Origin of the sequence: Enterococcus sp. HMSC061C05 (assembly GCF_001814765.1) — a bacterium.
GTDB classification, from domain to species: Bacteria; Bacillota; Bacilli; order Lactobacillales; family Enterococcaceae; genus Enterococcus_B; species Enterococcus_B lactis.
In genome coordinates, this window is the sequence record NZ_KV817748.1 from 26,760 (window position 1) to 45,181 (window position 18,422).

The following is an 18,422-nucleotide window of genomic DNA, read 5'->3' on the forward strand; positions in this document are numbered from 1 at the left end:
AGCTGCGACAAAAATTGTTGCAGTTCCTTTTTCCGAATAAACGGTGTTCAAAAACTTACATCTGCGGTAATAAGTCCAGCCAAGTTAAAAACATAAGAAACTGTTTTTACTTGGCTGTTCTTATTACTTGATGCAGAACAGCTTTTTCACGACCTCTTGATAAACGGTATCCAAAAACCATCTGTGCAGATTAATTGATTGTTCTCCACGCTCATGACATGATAGAAGAAAGGAATGAAGAAAAAGGAGTTTGTTTTAAATGAAAAAGTATTGGAAGTTTTTGTTGATGATTGGTGTTTCGACGGTAGTCATGTTTGGTATGATGTATTTGAATGTTTATGCGCTCGACCATATCTTCTTCAGTCGCACACGTGTATTCATGGCGCTGATGATGGGTGCAGTCATGGCAGTCATTATGTTGTTGTTCATGTGGAAAATGTATGAAAACAAAAAGATAAATGCTATGATTTTAGTCGCTAGTCTTCTTGTTTTTGCCGGTTCCTTATTTATGGTACGAAGCCAAACAACTGTCAATGATACGGCGTGGATGAAGGCGATGATCCCTCATCACTCTATTGCTATCTTGACAAGTAAACGAGCTGATTTAAAAGATCCTGAAGTAAAAAAATTAGCGGAAGAAATCATTCAGGCACAAGAAGAAGAGATCGATAAAATGAAAAAAATGATCAAAGAAATGGAATGACCATTATCCCTCCAAACAGAAAAACTGCTGGGAAACGAAAGTTTCTCGGCAGTTTTTTACATAAACATCCTGTTTTTATTGTTCCAATTGCGCTGTCTTGCTTACTGCTTCTTGCGGTTTCACAAATTTCTTTGAGATCCCCCAACCTGTAAAGGCACTGACCATCGAAAACACAGGTGAAAGCAAACTGAAAAACACGAATGGCAAGTAAGTGAGTGTAGGAATGCCAAATGTACTTGCTACGAAACTTCCGGCGATCCCCCAAGGCACTAAGTAATTGATCACTGTTCCACCATCTTCTAGTGTTCTACCTAATACAGTTGGATCAAAGCCTGCTTTTTCGTAAGTTTCTTTAAATGCATTACCAGGCAGGATAACAGATAGAAATTGTTCTCCAATAAAGATATTTACTCCGATGCTTGTCATCAATGTTGTAAAAATCAATTTTGGGGTGTTCGTCATCTTTCTTGATACTCGTTCCATAACGGTTGAGATCAACCCAAATTCGATCAACAAACCACCTAATGACAATGTTAGAATAATCAATGACACAGTTGGCATCATGCTTTCGATCCCTCCACGGCTAAGCAGTGAATCGATTTGTTGGTTTCCAGTATTTGAAACAAATCCCGATTCGATGACCCCTGCCAACTTCGTTAAGGAAGTTTGTGGGTTTTGAATAAAGATCATTCCTACTGCTACAGCGATATTCAACAAAATCGTCAAAATTGCCGGCACCTTTTTCCATGCACACAAGAGCATTAAAAATAGAGGAATCAGTGACCAGATTGAAATAGTAAAGTTTGCTTCTAGAATATCGGTCACTTCACGAATAGATGAAAGACTTGCGGCTTTACTTGTGTGTCCTAAAATCATGAATAAAAAGAAAGAAACAACAAATGCTGGAACAGTCGACCACATCATATGCTTGATGTGTTTGAACAAATCGGCATCAACAATAGCTGCTGCTAAATTTGTTGATTCGGATAATGGAGACATCTTGTCTCCAAAAACGGCACCTGAAACAATGGCTCCAACTACAAGGGCTGGATTTAGTCCTAGTGTTGTCCCAATACCGAAAAATGCAATCCCAATCGTTGACATAACCGTAAAGGCACTCCCTACAGCGCTACCTACGATTGCACAAACAACAAATACAGAAGGGACGAACCACTGGACACTGATCAATTTAAATCCAATGACCATGAGGGTTGGAATAATTCCTGCTTGTATCCATACAGCAATCAATGAACCGACTAAAATAAAAATAAAGATTGGAATGATCCCAGGTTTGATGCCATTGATGATTCCTTCGTGCAGCCAATCTGTCGGGTATTTTTTTATCACTGCGTACAACATGACCATTCCGATAGCTGCCAAAATCGTGATATTAGGCGAAACCTTTAATCCGACTACGCCAATCGCAATGCCTAAAACAATGACCATTAATACAAGTGTTGCTTCTAAAAAACTTGGTGTTCCTTTTTTTTCCATGATAATCTCTCCTTTTTTAGTTGTTCTTATGTTCTAAAAAAGTTAAGATATCGGATTACTCCGCCACAATTCATCCGCGATTCCTCCTTTATAAAAATAAAAAGACCTGCTTTCAACTAAGGACGAATGACTCCGCGGTACCACCTTAATTAAAAACAGATCTGTTTTTCACTTTCAAACGATTATTCAAATGTATGGACTTTCCATGTAATTCGTCAATTAGGCTTGATCGGTTCACAGCGACCACCGACTTTCTGAACAAAACACCTAACCGCTACTGCGTGAAAAGTTGACTTGTATGAAGTTTACCTTCCATAAGATCATTTGTCAATGAAAAAGAAAATATTTTTTCATTTTTCTGAAAATTATTTTTATAACTTTCACGCACAACTTTATCTTTTTACTAGAAAGTAGCGCCCTCTTGTTTTTTTCTTGCTACTATTTCTTGATGTTCTTGTTTGATTTTTTCTAATAGCTTGGGTTCTCTCAATAAATCTAGAGCTGTATTGGCAAGTAATTCCGCTGCAATCGCAATAGAAGCAAGTCCTTTTTCACTTTTAGCAGCAGCTTTGAATTCTTCTGTATGTCCGGCAATGTATGTCTCAGAGATTGCTACAGTAGGCTGTATCGTTGGAATGACTTGGCTGACATTTCCTACATCAGAAGAACCTAGACTTGTTCTTTGTTCCATTTCTATTTCTTCATCAGGAACACCTGCTTCTTTTGCATGTTGGAAGAATAAGTCATCGAAAGAAGGCGTGACGATGACATCATCGACTGCATTTTGGAACAATCCAAACTCAAAAGTCGTACCCGTGCTTAATGCAGCACCTCGTACGATATTTTCCACTTTTTCATATACTTTGTCTAATGTTTGTCGATTTCCTGCACGTAAATAGAAACGTCCAGCAGCGTAGTCTGGTATGACATTGGCCGCCACGCCTCCACCTGTAATGATTCCATGGATATTGACATCTTTTGGCAATTGCAAGCGTAGAGCGTTGATTCCGTTAAACACTTGGATCAAGGCTTCCAAAGCATTTACTCCTTTTTCAGGTGCTGCTGCTGCATGAGAAGCGACACCGTAAAATTTGATATCGACTGGATCATTTGCTAAAGATTCTGTCGTTTTCCCATAACGAAAAGCTGGATGGACACATAATGCTGCATCGACATCCTCAAAAAAACCTTCCCGAACGAAGCTGCCCTTAGCTGATCCATTTTCGCCTCCTTCTTCCCCCGGAGTACCATACACACGGATTTCTCCACCAATCTCATCAATGAATTGTTTCACTATGCTGGCTGCTAATACGGAGTAAGTACCAAATAAATTATGTCCGCATGCATGACCAATACCTGGTAAAGCATCAAATTCTGCCAAAAAGGCAATTGTCGGACCTGGTTTATTGGAAATATAACGTGCATCAAAGCCTGTTCGGTGCCCAGCTACTTCTTTTTCTACCCAGAACCCTTCTTTTTCCAATTGTTTGATTAAAGCTGCTGAGGAATAAAATTCATAATTACTTACTTCAGGATGGTCGTGAATAGCTAGTGCAAGTGCTTGATATTCTGGTAAACGGTATTGGATCAGATCTTTCAATTGATTTGTTGAGAGTGTGGTTGTCATAAAAATTTCCTCCTATGCTAGTCGTTTTTTCTTATTTTCTCCCGAATGTTTCCCACGCAGGTACGCTTGAACCTTTTGATGTTTTTTCGATTACTTTGGCTGTTTCTTCTGTTTGATAGGCATCTACTATTTTTTGATACGTTTTATTGTCTTCATCTTCTTTTCTTGCAACGATGATATTGACATAAGGACGTGCATGGTCATCGACTGGTTCTAAGAAGATTGCATCAGAAGCGGGATTAAATCCAGCATCTACAGCTACACCGCTATTGATGACTGAAATGTCTACATCCGACAAAGCACGTGCTGTTTGGGAAGCATCTAACTCAGAAATGTCTAGATTTTTTTTATTCTCGGTAATATCAGAAACGGTAGGCGCTTGGCCTTTTGCCTTGTCCACTTTGATCAATCCAGCAGTTTGCAATAACAGAAGAGCTCTGCCGCCATTCGTGACATCATTAGGGATGGCAACTTTCGCTCCATCTTTGATATCAGCCACATCTTTTAACGTATTGGAATAAATTCCCAACGGTGCATTAACCGTATTCCCAATCGATACTAAATCGGTTCCGTGTTCTTCATTGTAATTGTCTAAAAAGAATTGATGTTGGAAAGAGTTCAAATCGATCGATCCATCTGCTAAAGCCGCATTCGGCTGATTGTAATCTGTAAATTTCACATATTCCAAATGGATGTTTTCCTTTTTCAAACGGTCTTTCACATCGTCCCATACATCTGTATCTTCCCCAATGATCCCTAGTTTTACGGTCGTTTCTTTTTTGTCAGTTGTAGCTACTTTTCCTTGGCTGCACCCTGCCAACCAAATAACTGCTACAAATGTAATGACTGCAAAACGAATAATTTTTTTCATTTTTTCTCCTCCACTTTCAATGTGTGATTTTTTTAATCAGTTGATTACTGATAAATTGACTCAAAAAAACTAAGACCAGAATCAATAATGTAGCGACAATCGTTACATCTGTTTGGAATCGATTATATCCTCTCGATATAGCAAGATTCCCTAATCCGCCGGCACCTACTGCTCCGGCCATGGTAGTCAGTCCGATCACATTGATGATCGTCAACGCTGAGACCCGAATGATACCGGGTAACCCTTCTAACAAATAAACACGTAAAATGATGCCGATTGGGCTAGTGCCCATCGCTTCTGCTGCTTCGATCACCCCAGGATCAACTTCTAGCAGTGCATTCTCGATTTGACGGGCAAAAAACGGGACAACACCAAAAATCAAAGGGACTAAAGCTGCTTTGGCACCGATCGTCGTTCCAACTAAGAAACGAGTAGTCAAAGCTAAAAGGGAAAGCAAGATAATAAAAGGGATGGAACGAATGATATTGATCAACTTATCAAGTATTTCGAACAGCAGCCTGTTAGCTAGTAATCCATTTGGACGCGTCACTACTAACGTCACACCTAGGATGATTCCGATAATCCCACCAATGAATGCCGTCCAAAAAGACATATATAGTGTTTGCTTTGTCGCTTCGATGAATTCATCCGGAATCAAATAGACATTCGGCAAATATGTTTTAAAAAATTCAGTCATTTTAGCTTCCTCCTTCGATGACTTTGATACGGTTATCTAATTCGTTTTTTTGTAAAATAGTTACTTTTACACCAGATTTGATCAAATAATCCAATGCTTTTTGCCGCTGTTTGGTTTCTCCAGCTAAAGTAACGATCAAACTTCCTAAGGGTGTGTCTTGTAATAGCTCTACATTACCGTATAAGATATTCGCTGTTACTTGGTACTTGCTGTAAAGATGAGCGATTAGAGGTTCGTTCGTCTGGTTGCCGATATAACTTAATTCCACCAACCATTTATTTGCAATCTGATCGGCAAAAGCAGCATGGGCACTGATTGTTTCCAATGCTTGGTCAAGGTGTGTCGCTGTCCGAATAAAATCTTTAGTCAATTCTTCTTCAGGATGACTGAAAATCTGGATGCTGCTGCCTTTTTCAATGATTTTTCCCTCTTCCATAACCGCCACCTTGTTGCAGATTTCTTTGACAACTTGCATCTCGTGAGTAATCAGGACGATCGTTAGACCTAGTTGACGATTTAGTTTTTTTAACAGTGCAAGGATCTGAAGGGTCGTTTTCGGATCAAGTGCACTAGTTGCTTCATCGCATAACAACACTTTAGGTTCATTTGCCAGAGCTCGTGCGATTGCCACTCGTTGTTTTTGTCCCCCCGACAGTTGTTTAGGATACGCAGATGCTTTTTCTTCCAGACCGACAAGTTCCAGTAGTTCATTCACTTTTTGACGACGTTCCTGTTTTGATTTTCCAGAATACTTTAGAGAAAAATCTACGTTGTCAAAAATCGTTCGACTTTCCATTAGATTGAAATGCTGAAAGATCATACCGATAGCCTTTCTTTCTTTTCGCAATTCTTTTGGAGAGAGCTGGCTTAAATTCGTCTGATTGACGATGACTTCTCCTGCTGTTGGTTTCTGCAACAAATTCATCACGCGGACTAACGTACTCTTTCCTGCACCTGAGTAACCGACGATCCCATAAACATCCCCTTTTTCAATCGTTAAATCTACAGAATCTACTGCCTGTATCTCTTTTTCTTTTTGTTTGAAACATACAGAAACATCTCGCAATTCAATCATTAACATTCCTCCTTGTCTATAAAAAAAGCATCCTCAAGAAAATGAAAATAGTCATTTTCTTGAGGACGCCTTTTTGCGTGTTACCACCTCATGTTCAAGCTGTGTTCACACACAACTCCTCTTCAAGTACCATCATACTCTAGCAAGATATCGGTCGCAGCCGTCATCGCCTTACATCTATGCTCGGGATGAATTGCTCGATGGCCATTTTCCAATAGTCGTTCCTTGCTTCTTCTCAGCTACCGAAGCTCTCTGTCAAAGGTTCTTCTATCGTACTTACCATTTCAATGCAAATAATATTCAAAAAAAAATCCTTTTACTAACATAAACTATGTCAGTAAAAGGACGACGTATCGTGGTACCACCTTTTTTCGGAAGTTTTCTTCCCTCAAGCCCAACATCTCAAAAAGAGAGATTGGCGTTCGTTTTAACGGTCGAACATTTCCGAATTTGCCTACTTATCGACAAATTATTCTCCAAGGCCATTTTCAGCTTTTCTTACTTGACTCTTCACACCAGCCAGAGCCTCTCTGCAAAGTTTCCAAACTTACTTTCCTTCTCAACGAAATTAATATTTTGTTGTTGGGAATAATCTACAGGAGGAAAACTGAAAAGTCAAGCATGAAATTCAAATTATTTTTTCTATATTTATTTTTCTGTTTTTTTATCTAACATTTCAATAACAGTTCGAAGATCTTTCCCTTCCGCAAGAAGATTCAATTTTTCCTTCTCTTCGACGCTATAATTTCGAACAAAACTGGAATCGGGTATCAAAACAACGCCTAGTCCAGCACGTGAAGCGGCTGTCGCTCCTACTAAAGAATCTTCCACTGCAAAAGCTGAAGGAGCTTCTAATCCTGTTCGTTCCAAAGCTGTCAGATAAGGGACCGGTGAAGGCTTGTTCTCCGATACTTCATCTCCGAACGTAAACGTATCAAAGTAATCGGCTAATTGAAAGTGATCCAAGATATCTGTTGCTCTTTTCGTAACAGTTGTTGTAGCAATCCCTAGTTTCATATGACGTTCTTTTAAGTCTGTCAATATTTCTTTTGCGTAGGGTTTCAATTGGATAGCTCCACTTGTCAGCTGTTGATAAAAATATTCTTCACGCTTTGCTCGGACTTCCTGCACTTTTTCAGGACTGCCTGCTGCCTGCACTAAAATATCAAAACTTTGTTTCCAGTTTTTTCCGCCCCAAGCGTCAACGATTTCTTTCGGGATATGAATATCAAATTGCTGGAATCCCCAAAGCCAACCATCCCGATACGTTCTTTCCGTATCCACTAACAAACCATCTAAATCAAATATTGCACCTTTCATCTATACATTAATCCTTTCCAAAACAATACACCTAGTTTAGCATGATTGATCCAAAATGAACAGAAGCATAGAGCCCAGCCGCATCGCTTATAAGAGTTCTTGGAATCGACGGATATAGATTTTCTTCACAGCTGTCACAAGCGCCAGATAAGCGACGACTGTTACAAGCAGCCATAACCAGTAATTGCCAGGGAGCGGCATCAAGCCTAACTCAGCACCAAATCCTGTGAATGGAAGGACTGAACCGACAATGATTCCTAATGTAGTGATAACCAGCATGGCAAATGTTGCATTGCTTTGGATAAATGGTATTTTCGGTGTACGCAATGCATGGAGCACTAATGTTTGTGTCCACAGGGATTCGACGAACCATCCTGCATGGAATAATGCGATAAAAATCACTTGTTGTGAGCTATCCAATGTATGGAAACTTCCACCAACTACAGCAGGACAAATAACAAAATACATCAACAAGTAAGTAGTGATATCAAAAATCGAACTTGTTGGACCAAAATAAACCATGAATTTTCCAATACTAGATGCATTCCATTTCTTTGGCTCATCCAAATATTCTTTATCCATCCGATCCCATGGTAAGGAAATGCAAGAAACGTCATAGATCAGATTCAAAAATAGAAGTTGCAAAGGCAACATTGGTAAAAATGGTAAGAACGTACTGGCAATCAGTACGGAAAACATATTGCCAAAATTAGAACTTGCTGTAGCCTTGATATATTTCATGATGTTTCCAAAAGTTTCTCGCCCAGAAAGAAGGCCTCTTTCCAAAATCGTCAAATCTTTTTCTAAAAGGATCACGTCTGCTGATTCTTTTGCGATATCCACAGCTGTATCCACGGAAATACCGATATCAGCCACTTTCATTGCTGGAGCATCATTGATACCATCTCCTAAAAATCCGACAGTATGACCATTTTTACGTAAAGCTGTCGTCAATCGTGCTTTTTGCTGAGGATTCAATTTTACGAATACTTCATGGTCTTCAGCTACTTGCGCTAATTCATGATCATTCATTTCCGAGATTTTCTCACCAGTAATCAATTCATTGATTTCTAGGCCTACTTGACGGCACACAGACCGTGTGACTAATTCATTGTCCCCAGTCAGAACTTTTACAGCTACACCATGTTCTTTTAAAGCTTTCAACGCTTGTTTTGTTGTTTCTTTTGGTGGATCAAGGAAAGCAAGATAACCAATCAGAACCATGTCTGACTCATCTTTGACTGAAAATTCTCCAACAACGCTTGGATTGGTCTTTTGTGCGACACCAATCACTCGCAAGCCGTCTTCATTAAGTGATTGTACTTTTGCAAGCACCGCTTCTTTTCGTTCTTTTGTTAATGGTGCGACAGTACCACCAAGATCAATAAATTTAGAAATGTTCAACATTTCTTCAATCGCGCCTTTTGTGATCATCTGTGTTTTGCCAGCTGGATCAGCGACCACAACACTCATACGGCGACGTTCAAAATCAAAAGGAATTTCATCTACTTTTTGATAATTGATCGTATCTGTATCTAAAGTTTCTGCTGCTTCATCAATGATAGCCACATCTAACAAATTTTTCAGCCCTGTTTGATAGTAGCTGTTTAGATAAGCATGGCGCAAAACACGATCATCTTCATTTCCTTCACAATCCATATGATATTCAAGAATGATTTTGTCTTGTGTCAATGTTCCCGTTTTATCCGTACATAACACATCGATCGCACCAAAATTCTGGATAGCATTTAAATTTTTGATGACTGTTCCTTTTTTGGCCATCACACTTGCTCCTTTGACCAAATTCGTCGTAACGATCATTGGAAGCATTTCAGGCGTTAAACCAACTGCTACAGATAATCCAAAAAGAAAAGCTTCTAACCAATCTCCTTTTGTAAGCCCATTGATAACGATAACTGCTGGAGCCATCAATGACATAAATTTGATCAGCAGCATGGATGTTTTGTGGATGCCTAATTCAAAACTTGATTGGATGGGTTTTTCAGATAGCGTTTCTGCTACATGCCCAAATAGTGTGTCATTTCCGACAGAAACAATGATTCCTTCCGCGCTTCCACTGATGACATTGCTTCCCATAAAGACAAGATTTTCATAACTTGTTTCGCTTTGCTGATCGTCTTCACATACTTTCGCATGCTTTTCTACTGGATAGCTTTCCCCTGTCAGTGCTGCTTGGGAAATGAATAGATCCTTTGCGGACAATAAACGCATATCCGCTGGTATCATATCTCCTGCTGAAAGCCGCACAAGATCTCCGCAGACGATTTCTTCCATAGGAATCTCTGTATACTCGCCATTTCGTTTGACAGCTGCCGTTACTTTCACAAGTGATTTCAGTTTTTCAGCTGCTTGATTAGAACGCACAGACTGGATCAACGTCATCGTCCCACTGACGATAACCATAGTGAAGATAATGGCTACACCAAAGAGATCTTTATCTCCTGGAGCGGCTAATACGTATTCCGTAATGAATGAAATAATTCCTAATGCAATCAACACTAATGTAAAGGGTGTGATGTATGCTTTCAATATTTCTATAATGAATGGTGTTTTTTTGCCATATGAAATCGCATTTTCACCATAAGTTTCTCTTGAACGCTCGATTTGTTCTTCTGACAATCCATTTGCTGATGCATGGAACAATTCAAATAATTCTTGCTTCGTTTTTCCAGCAAAAGCTGCATAGATTTTTTGTGTATCTTTCTTTTTTTCCATCTCAATCTCTCCTTTGTGTCCAAAAGACAGCTGTTTTCGCTGTTTCTGGTCTTTTGCTATTTATCGGATCGATAGAGAAAATGCTGAAAGGGGCTGAGAACAGATAGATAATAGCCCTGGCCTTTCCTCTAAATCCTTGTTTTTCGAATGACTGTCATCCATTTGTTCTCATCTCCTTTACTAAGTAATTTTAATTCATGACTTCCAATCATTTTTCGAATAGTTATTTTCCCAACTCGCTCACCCCCCTTTTTGTTTTTTCACCGATGGGATTTGCGGCAACAAAAAAACCTCTCGCCAAATACTCAGCGAAAGGTTTGAAAAAGCAAATCAAAAAAGCTTCTCAGATCTCATCGTTGAGTTTTGACACTGTACAACGTAAAAAGCAGATGTCTGCTTTTAGCTACCTTATGAAAAGCCTTATCTCGACAATTCCTGTTCTACCCATTGGCGTCTCTCGACGTTTTTGGGCAGTAGCCTATGTTTGTATAGGAGCCTCACCTAACAAATCCTATTCGGTTTTCCTTCGTTAATATAACAACTAAAAAAGAGGATGTCAAATCAATTTTCCATGTTTTTCATACTTTTTTAAAATACACGTGTTATATTTCCGTCTCACGCAGTTTTATTTGTCTCATTTTCCACCTCCAGCTATAATAGAATTATAGTAGGAAACGAGGTGCTGTTATGGAACGAACACTTGTTATTATCAAGCCAGACGGCGTAAGACGCCATTTGGTCGGAAGCATCATCCAACGTTTTGAAGCAAAGGGACTGGCCATTGCTGAAATGAAATTTGCAACGATGACACCTGAACTAGCAAAAGAGCATTATCAGCACTTGACTGAACGCAGTTTTTTTGATGAACTGATCGATTACATGACTTCTGGTCCGGTCGTTTATCTTGTGCTGGTCGGCGAGGAAGTGATTGATATCGTCCGTAAGATGGTCGGAGCAACAAAAGCGGCTGATGCCGTTCCAGGTACGATCCGAGGAGATTATGCACTGCCGGGGACTGAAAACATCATCCATGCTTCTGATTCCCGTGATGCTGCAACAAAAGAGATCGCCCGCTTTTTCCCACCATTCGATACAAACAAACCGGCTGAAAAAGCGGCGAAGTGATACAAATCCTAAACTGTTGGTCTAACTGCTGGATTTAGCAATGGCCAGCAGTTTTTTCTCTAAAGAATTCCTTTGATTCTTCCCTAATGTATATTCGATCACTGTGAAAAACTCTTGGTAGTCTTCCGATTTTTCTTCCCCTAAAGCAGCGGAAATCAGTCGTTGGTAATAGTCCGCCATCAATGTTTCATAAATCACTGTACTTCTTTCTTTATGCGCTAAACTCCGTTTCATATCTTCATTCACGCTACGTGCCTTTTTTAAGCGACCATTTTCTATATAAAACAAAGTCAGATTCGTCAAAAAAGTAAAAAGATACTGCTCGTGATTATTCAGTTGCGCGATCCGTCGCATTCTTTTTTTGATTTTCAAATAATTATTCTCAATAAACCGATCACTGAATATCCAAGGAAAATCAGCTAGAATAGATACTTCAAATTGACCATACTCTGGTACTTGCATCAAATATTCTTCAATGATACGACATTCATAACGCAAAAATTCGAATTCCGTCTCAGATACTTCTGTTTTTTTGGACATGTGCAGATTCAAAACCAAATAGTACAGATCTTCTGTTTTCTTATAGTGCCTGCGGTTATTAGCAATTTCTTTGTAAGGATCAAAGCTGTCTTCTTGAATCCGATCTAGCATTCGTCTTTTTTTCTTTAATTTTTTTGGCTCATCAAGCTGATTTCGTATCCATTCATATTCGGCAAGTGTCATGTTCATTCGCTCTAAAAATGATTTCAATGTTCCAAACGATACTTTTTTCACTGAATTCGTCTCGATCCCGACTAGCGAAGTTTTAGAACAGATTCCTTCCGCTAATTGGGACTGCGTCAGCTTTTTGTTGACTCGAAGCTTCTTGATCAATTCTCCATCATACATAATAGTTCTCCTTTTTTAATTGAAATTAACCCTTGGCTTTTCCAGAATGCTTGCCAATAAGAGGAATGATTATTTCAATTTAAATTTTCCGCATTCAATAAATAGATACGTTAAAAATAAAAAATACACGAAAAAAATAAAAAAATGTTTTTCTCATAAAAAATACCAACCTTCAAGCATGAGACTGCTGTCTAATCCCTGAAGGTTGGTTTGATTGTTTATTGATTATTTTTTTGCTGCTCCGCATTGGTTCCTGTTACTGGATATAGGTTAGTCGTTGTTTTATTGCCGTTTTTTGAAAAGACACTGGTCGAATGTTCACCTTTTTGCTTTTCGATTGCTTCATTACGTTCCGCTTCGTTTTTATAATCATATTTTTTCGGATCAATCGTCTCAAATCCGTTTGGCACATAAAACCGCAAGAGATTTTCCTGATTCAGCTTATCTGAAAGACTTAACGCAGTCTTGACTTTTTCCTGATCTTTGGAGATTTCCTCGTCGATTCCTGCTGCTTTCGTATCGATGATTTCTCCTGTCTGATTATTGTAAGCTTTTCCTCCTAAGACGGTATATTTGGGTGTCACGAAGTTCCCATTTCGAAAAGCAACTACTTGATCGTGCTGAGAAGATAATAAGTCTGTACCAAAATGAAGATAATCTTTATCATCGATTCCCAATAGATGTAGTAATGTCGGCAAAACATCGATTTCTCCACCGTATTCATGATTGACTGTCCCTTTAGTGTAACCAGGCATATGGATCATCAATGGCACTCGTTGCATCTGTGCGTTGTCAAATTCATCCCATGTATCTGGATCTTTACCAAGAGCACTTGCTAAATCTTTATTATCTGTATTCGAGATCCCAAAATGATCTCCGTAAATCACAAAGATTGAATTTTGGTAAATACCAGATTTTTTCAAATACGTAAAAAATTGTTCCAATGATTGATCCAGATAATGGGCCGTTCGAACATAATTATCTACTGTGCTATTGCCAGTATTCAAAGATGGAAAGTCGAAATTCTTGTCATCCGTATAATAAGGCGTGTGGTTGGTTACGGAAAGAAATTTCGTGTAAAACGGCTGTTGTAGATGTTCAAGATATTGGGCAGATTCTCTGAATAAATCTTTATCTAATATCCCATAACCTAACGTTTCGTCGGATTCATCAAAATAAGATCGATCAAAGAAATTGTCATACCCTAAATTTTTATATACATGATCTCTATTCCAGAAACTAGCTACATTCCCATGGAAAACAGCACTTGTATAGCCTTCTGTTTGTCCAAGGATCGCTGGTGCTGCTTGAAAGACATTATCTGACCCAAGTTCTGTGAATAATGAGCCTTGAGGTAAACCAAATGTGCCAGTTTCCAACATGTTTTCAGCATCACTTGTCTTTCCCTGTCCTACTTCATGAAAGAAATTGTCAAAGCTGATCGTTGCTTGATTCTGGAAAATACTATTTAAAAATGGCGTGACTTCTTGTCCGTCTACCTTCATATTGATCAAAAACTGTTGAAAACTTTCTAAATGAAGGACAATCACATTTTTTCCTTTAGCGAGCCCAAATGTTTCAGGATTTGGCTCTGCATAATGTTTCTTTGTATAGTCTAAAACTTCATCAATTCCATTACTGCTTGCATGCGCGCGAACACTGCTGGTCATTCCTGTTTTGATCCCGTCATAAATAGTGTACGCATCGATTCCTAGATATTTGACAATATAGGAACGGTCAAATGTCCGCTGCAGTAATTGTGGACGGTTGGCTTCGCTCAACGCTAGATTTCCTGAAAAAATCAATCCTGAAAGACAGGTAACCGCGATAGCCATCGGTTTGCTGACAGGGTTGCTTTTGATAGGTATTTTCTTGACCTTCAACCAAACCAGTAGCCCAATGAACACAGCGATATCCAACCAGTAGATGACATCATGGGGTTTCATCAAAGAAAAGGAGCTTCCTGACAACCCTTGCGACACTTTCGAAAAGCCTAATACAGATTTGACTGTAATGAAATCTGTGAATTCTCGATAAAAAATAATATTCAAGTACAACAAAAGCGTATTTAAAATATCAATGATCAAAAGAATGGCTAACGCTGGCTTTGGCTTTTTAATATACAAAGAAAGGCCAAAAAACAATAAGGTAGTCGCAATCGGGTTGATCCACAAGATAAAGTACTGGATCGTACCTTCCACACCTAATGAAAAATCTGCATAGTAAGCAATGATCGTCTTCAGCCAAAAAAAGAAAACAGCTGTCAAAACGATTGCTAAACGATTTTGGCACAATTTTTTAAGTTGTGTCACGTATATCACTTCTCTCTATTCACATTTTTTCTTATTTTGCTCCTGAAAAATGAAAATTTCCTAAAAAAATTGTTATCTTAAGATTTTTTTATTCTTTCTAAAGATTATTCCGTCCATTTTTCACAGCATAAAACCGCTGTGATGTAAGCGATTAAACGAATGGAGAGATAAAAGTCTTGTGGTGACCGCTTCACTCCACGGTATTCAAAAGTAGTTTCTCGGTATTCGTACAAAAAAAAAGAGGCTGAGACAAAATTCTTGTCGCAGCTCCTTATTTCTTGATGCAGGACAGCTTTTTCACAACCTCTCCACTAAACGGTGTTCAAAAACTTGAGAAGCACTTTTCGTAAATTTCTTCTTATTTCTTGAAGCTGACCACTTCTGTCACAACCTCTGTTTTTCATTGTCCATAGGTTTGATATTGTCCTTCTGATGACTCATTCGTAATGATTGAGGCTTGATTTTCTTCATTTCCCGTTATCGTTTGTCCACTGCCAGAATCTGAAGGGCTTGGTTCTGTCGACTCGTTTTTTTGAGAAGAAGCAGTTGTTTTCTTGACTTGTTCATTGGTTTTTTTCCATTCCGCTAGTCGATCGGCCACCACTTTTTTGTCCACTTTTTCAGAATAAGCTGTGACCACTTTTCCATTTTTCAAACGAGCTACCTTGTCGCCATCATGAGTCAAAAGCAAAACGGCCAAATGTTTGTCTTTGAATTGATATTGTCTGAGAGAAATCGCACTAAGTACGTCATCGATATTGATAAATTGATTTTCTTCTTTTCCTTTTGGCAAATAGATGTCCAATTCACCTTTTTCGTAATTGGCAGTTAATTTATATTCCTCCCACCAATAAGTTGAGAATTCTTTTTTGAAATTATCTACTGATTCTTTGCTTGCTACGATTTTTTCTGTTTCTTTCTGAGCAAGATCTGCTGTCATTTTTCCTGAAAATGCTGCGGATAAAATAAGCAGTAAGAAAAAACCGAATAACCAAAAGAGAAGAAACGGTCTTTTTTTCCTCATGCCTTCCTCCACTCCTATTTAATTTTGACTATTCTATTATATACAAAAAATGAAATAGAAAGACAAAAAAGTTGAAAAAGATCGTAAATAATTGAACTTCTTTTTCCTGAAGCGGTAAGAACGGGAATTTTCATACATTCTCTCTTGGCTATTCTTTAAGCTTCAAATCCATTTCTGTCTGATACATCTTTGAACCAATGACCCGATTTCTTAATCGTTCTTTTTCCATCTTGTGCTAAATCTACTGAAATAAAACCGTAACGATTCTTATAGGCATTGGTCCACGACCAGTTATCCATGCATGTCCACATATGATAACCTAAACAATTGGCACCTTCTTGAATGGCTTGATGGACATATTTCAGATGAGATTGAACAAATTCGATCCGATAATCATCGTGGATCATACCATCTTCCTTGATAAATCGTGCTTCATTTTCTACACCCATGCCGTTTTCAGAAATAAAACAGTCGATATTCCCATAATGATCTCGTACATTGATCAAAATATCATAGATTCCTTTTTCATAGATCTCCCATCCGCGATAAGGATTCATTTTACGACCAGGCATTTCATAATTGTCGAAGTAATCCTCAGGCATAGGACCGTTTTTAGTATCGATTGGTGTTTCTTTTGCTTTTATTCGGCGTGGCTGGTAATAATTAATTCCCAAAAGATCTACTGTGTTTTCTTTAATGATCGCCAAATCATCTGGATGGATCTCCGGCATTAGATCGAGTTCTTTTATTCTTTCGATCAATTCCCTTGGAAACTCGCCTTTTACAGCTGGATCAAGGAATGAACGATTGAAGAACGCATCTGCTATTCGTGCTGCTTTAACATCTTCGGGATTTGATTCGTCTCTTGGATAACTCGGTGTCAAATTCAAGATGATTCCGATGACACCGCTTTGGTCCATTTCATGGTAAGCTTTGATGGCTAATGCTGAAGCCAACGCTTCATGATAACCAACTTGGATTGCCTTTTTCATATCTGATTCTTCCGGATAATGCCATCGATACAAATAGCCTGCCTCGACTGGAACGATTGGTTCATTATGGGTAAACCATTTTTTTACTTTCGAGCCAAACAACTGAAAACAACTTTTTGCGTATTTTTCATAGGCTTCAACCGTTTCTCGGTTCAACCATCCGCCTTTTTCTTGCAGATACATCGGCATATCGAAATGATACAGATTAACAAAGGGTTCGATACCGTTTTCAATCAACTGATCAAAATAGCGATGATAGAAACGAACGGCTTCTTCGTTGATTGTTCCAGATTCATCAGGTATCAAACGGCTCCATTGGATAGAGGTTCGAAATGAATTATGCCCAGTCTGTTTCATCAACTGTACATCCTCTTGATACTTCGTATAAACTTGCGAGGTTTTTTCAGGTCCTACTTGATCAAAAAACTTTTGCGGTTCGTTTTTGTACCAATAATCAAAAATGTTCTCTCCTTTTCCATCGCCTGAAATTCTTCCTTCTGTTTGTGGACCACTTGCTGCAGAGCCCCACCAAAAATTTTCTGGAAATTGATATCTTTTCATCAAAGCACCTCTTTTTCTTTTTTAGTTGATTCCATGTATGATATTTTCCATCACAATCACTTTTTCATTTTCTTCCTCTTCTTTTTTGATTCGTTTCAACAGCTGCTCTGCTGCTCGTTCCCCGATTTTATCTGTTGGTGGCGTGATCGTGATTTTCGGAAGGATACTCAGATCGTTTTTATCTAAATAATCATAGTGACTGAACGCAATATCCTTCCCGATTCTGACACCTTCTTGATTGAAACATTCGATGGCACCAATCGACATATTGTAATTGCTGACAAAAATAGCAGTTGCCCCTTTTTCTAATAATGCTTTTGCCCCGTAATAGCCGCTTTTTCTAGAATAGTCTCCTGTAAAGATTTCTAAATGGATAGACGGATCCTTTTGTACCGCTTCTTTGGCTCCAGCTAAACGTTCTCTTGCTACGTAATCTGTTTGAGCGGCAGCAATAAATCCTATTGTTTTATGTCCTTGTCTGCCATGATGAGCAATCACTTTTGCTACACTTTCTCGATCATTCACTACTATTGTATCAATACCTGCTGGCGCATCCGGACAATTCAGTGCGACAACTGGGATACTCATTTTTGTCAGCATTTCAAATCCAGACCACTCTTCTTCTGATAAGAAGACGATCAACCCATCGATCGCATGCTTCATCAGATATTCGATTTTTTGTTCGATTTTTTCTGGCTGATCGGCAAACCCGCTTAATAATAAGCTATACCCATTTTCTTCAGCTACTCTTTCGATCCCTGAAACAACCTCCGAACCAAAACGGCTAGATATCCCGTTTATCAAAAGTCCAATAGAGAAACTTCGATTATTCTTCAATCCTTTAGCAATGATGTTTTCTTTATAGTCCAACGCTGAAATCGCTTCTGCTATTTTTTCCATATTCTTTTCCTTCAGCTGCTGACCGTTTAAATAGCGGGAAACTGTTCCCACTGAAACACCAGCCATCTTAGCCACGTCACGGATCGATGCCATACAT

General features: G+C 38.7%; 14 protein-coding genes, 1 riboswitch and 2 other annotated features. Of the genes, 2 read left to right on the top strand and 12 right to left on the bottom strand.

Translation table 11 applies throughout. The annotated features are described in order from the left end of the window. Positions 1-259: 259 nt before the first annotated feature. Positions 260-703 carry a DUF305 domain-containing protein gene (locus HMPREF2988_RS08380; RefSeq protein ID WP_024634958.1) on the top strand — a complete coding sequence of 148 codons (444 nt, stop codon included), beginning with the start codon at positions 260-262 and terminating at the stop codon, positions 701-703. A 75-nt stretch (positions 704-778) separates the two neighbouring features. On the opposite strand, the gene nhaC is transcribed toward HMPREF2988_RS08380, so the two are convergent. From nhaC to mgtA, 7 genes are all read right to left on the bottom strand, one after another. After that, positions 779-2,197: a Na+/H+ antiporter NhaC gene (gene nhaC / locus HMPREF2988_RS08385; RefSeq protein ID WP_002293789.1), complete on the bottom strand. Its 1,419-nt coding sequence runs from the start codon at positions 2,195-2,197 to the stop codon at positions 779-781. Between the two features lie 403 nt (positions 2,198-2,600). Then, positions 2,601-3,824: a M20 family metallopeptidase gene (locus HMPREF2988_RS08390; protein ID WP_070770411.1), complete on the bottom strand. Its 1,224-nt coding sequence runs from the start codon at positions 3,822-3,824 to the stop codon at positions 2,601-2,603. 31 nt (positions 3,825-3,855) lie between these two features. After that, on the bottom strand, positions 3,856-4,695 hold the full coding sequence (locus HMPREF2988_RS08395; RefSeq protein ID WP_070770412.1) for a MetQ/NlpA family ABC transporter substrate-binding protein: 840 nt from the start codon (positions 4,693-4,695) through the stop codon (positions 3,856-3,858). Positions 4,696-4,711: 16 nt separating this feature from the next. Next, positions 4,712-5,392 carry a methionine ABC transporter permease gene (locus tag HMPREF2988_RS08400; RefSeq protein WP_002312131.1) on the bottom strand — a complete coding sequence of 227 codons (681 nt, stop codon included), beginning with the start codon at positions 5,390-5,392 and terminating at the stop codon, positions 4,712-4,714. A 1-nt stretch (position 5,393) separates the two neighbouring features. Next, entirely contained in the window at positions 5,394-6,467 is a 1,074-nt protein-coding gene (locus HMPREF2988_RS08405; RefSeq protein ID WP_070770413.1) for a methionine ABC transporter ATP-binding protein, read from the bottom strand. 58 nt (positions 6,468-6,525) lie between these two features. After that, positions 6,526-6,764, bottom strand: a binding site (T-box leader). A gap of 41 nt (positions 6,765-6,805) precedes the next feature. Continuing rightward, positions 6,806-7,039 (bottom strand) — a binding site (T-box leader). 76 nt (positions 7,040-7,115) lie between these two features. Next, positions 7,116-7,787, bottom strand: a complete 672-nt coding sequence (locus tag HMPREF2988_RS08410; protein ID WP_024636204.1) for an HAD family hydrolase — start codon at positions 7,785-7,787, stop codon at positions 7,116-7,118. An 87-nt stretch (positions 7,788-7,874) separates the two neighbouring features. Further along, on the bottom strand, positions 7,875-10,523 hold the full coding sequence (gene mgtA / locus HMPREF2988_RS08415) for a magnesium-translocating P-type ATPase (protein WP_010732036.1): 2,649 nt from the start codon (positions 10,521-10,523) through the stop codon (positions 7,875-7,877). A 341-nt stretch (positions 10,524-10,864) separates the two neighbouring features. Next, positions 10,865-11,039: riboswitch (M-box (ykoK) riboswitch) on the bottom strand. A 171-nt stretch (positions 11,040-11,210) separates the two neighbouring features. Between mgtA and ndk the strand changes: the two genes are divergently transcribed. Then, entirely contained in the window at positions 11,211-11,648 is a 438-nt protein-coding gene (ndk, locus tag HMPREF2988_RS08420) for a nucleoside-diphosphate kinase (RefSeq protein ID WP_024634952.1), read from the top strand. Between the two features lie 21 nt (positions 11,649-11,669). Here ndk and HMPREF2988_RS08425 read toward each other — a convergent pair whose 3' ends face one another. The 5 genes from HMPREF2988_RS08425 to HMPREF2988_RS08445 all read right to left on the bottom strand — a co-directional run bounded on the left by HMPREF2988_RS08425 (position 11,670) and on the right by HMPREF2988_RS08445 (position 18,418). Further along, positions 11,670-12,536 carry an Rgg/GadR/MutR family transcriptional regulator gene (locus HMPREF2988_RS08425; protein ID WP_070770414.1) on the bottom strand — a complete coding sequence of 289 codons (867 nt, stop codon included), beginning with the start codon at positions 12,534-12,536 and terminating at the stop codon, positions 11,670-11,672. Positions 12,537-12,754: 218 nt separating this feature from the next. After that, entirely contained in the window at positions 12,755-14,848 is a 2,094-nt protein-coding gene (locus HMPREF2988_RS08430; protein ID WP_024634950.1) for an LTA synthase family protein, read from the bottom strand. 400 nt (positions 14,849-15,248) lie between these two features. Further along, positions 15,249-15,872: a hypothetical protein gene (locus tag HMPREF2988_RS08435; protein WP_002346113.1), complete on the bottom strand. Its 624-nt coding sequence runs from the start codon at positions 15,870-15,872 to the stop codon at positions 15,249-15,251. A 155-nt stretch (positions 15,873-16,027) separates the two neighbouring features. After that, positions 16,028-17,425, bottom strand: a complete 1,398-nt coding sequence (locus HMPREF2988_RS08440) for a glycoside hydrolase family 1 protein (RefSeq protein WP_070770415.1) — start codon at positions 17,423-17,425, stop codon at positions 16,028-16,030. 21 nt (positions 17,426-17,446) lie between these two features. After that, positions 17,447-18,418 carry a LacI family DNA-binding transcriptional regulator gene (locus tag HMPREF2988_RS08445; RefSeq protein WP_070770416.1) on the bottom strand — a complete coding sequence of 324 codons (972 nt, stop codon included), beginning with the start codon at positions 18,416-18,418 and terminating at the stop codon, positions 17,447-17,449. Positions 18,419-18,422: the final 4 nt, after the last annotated feature.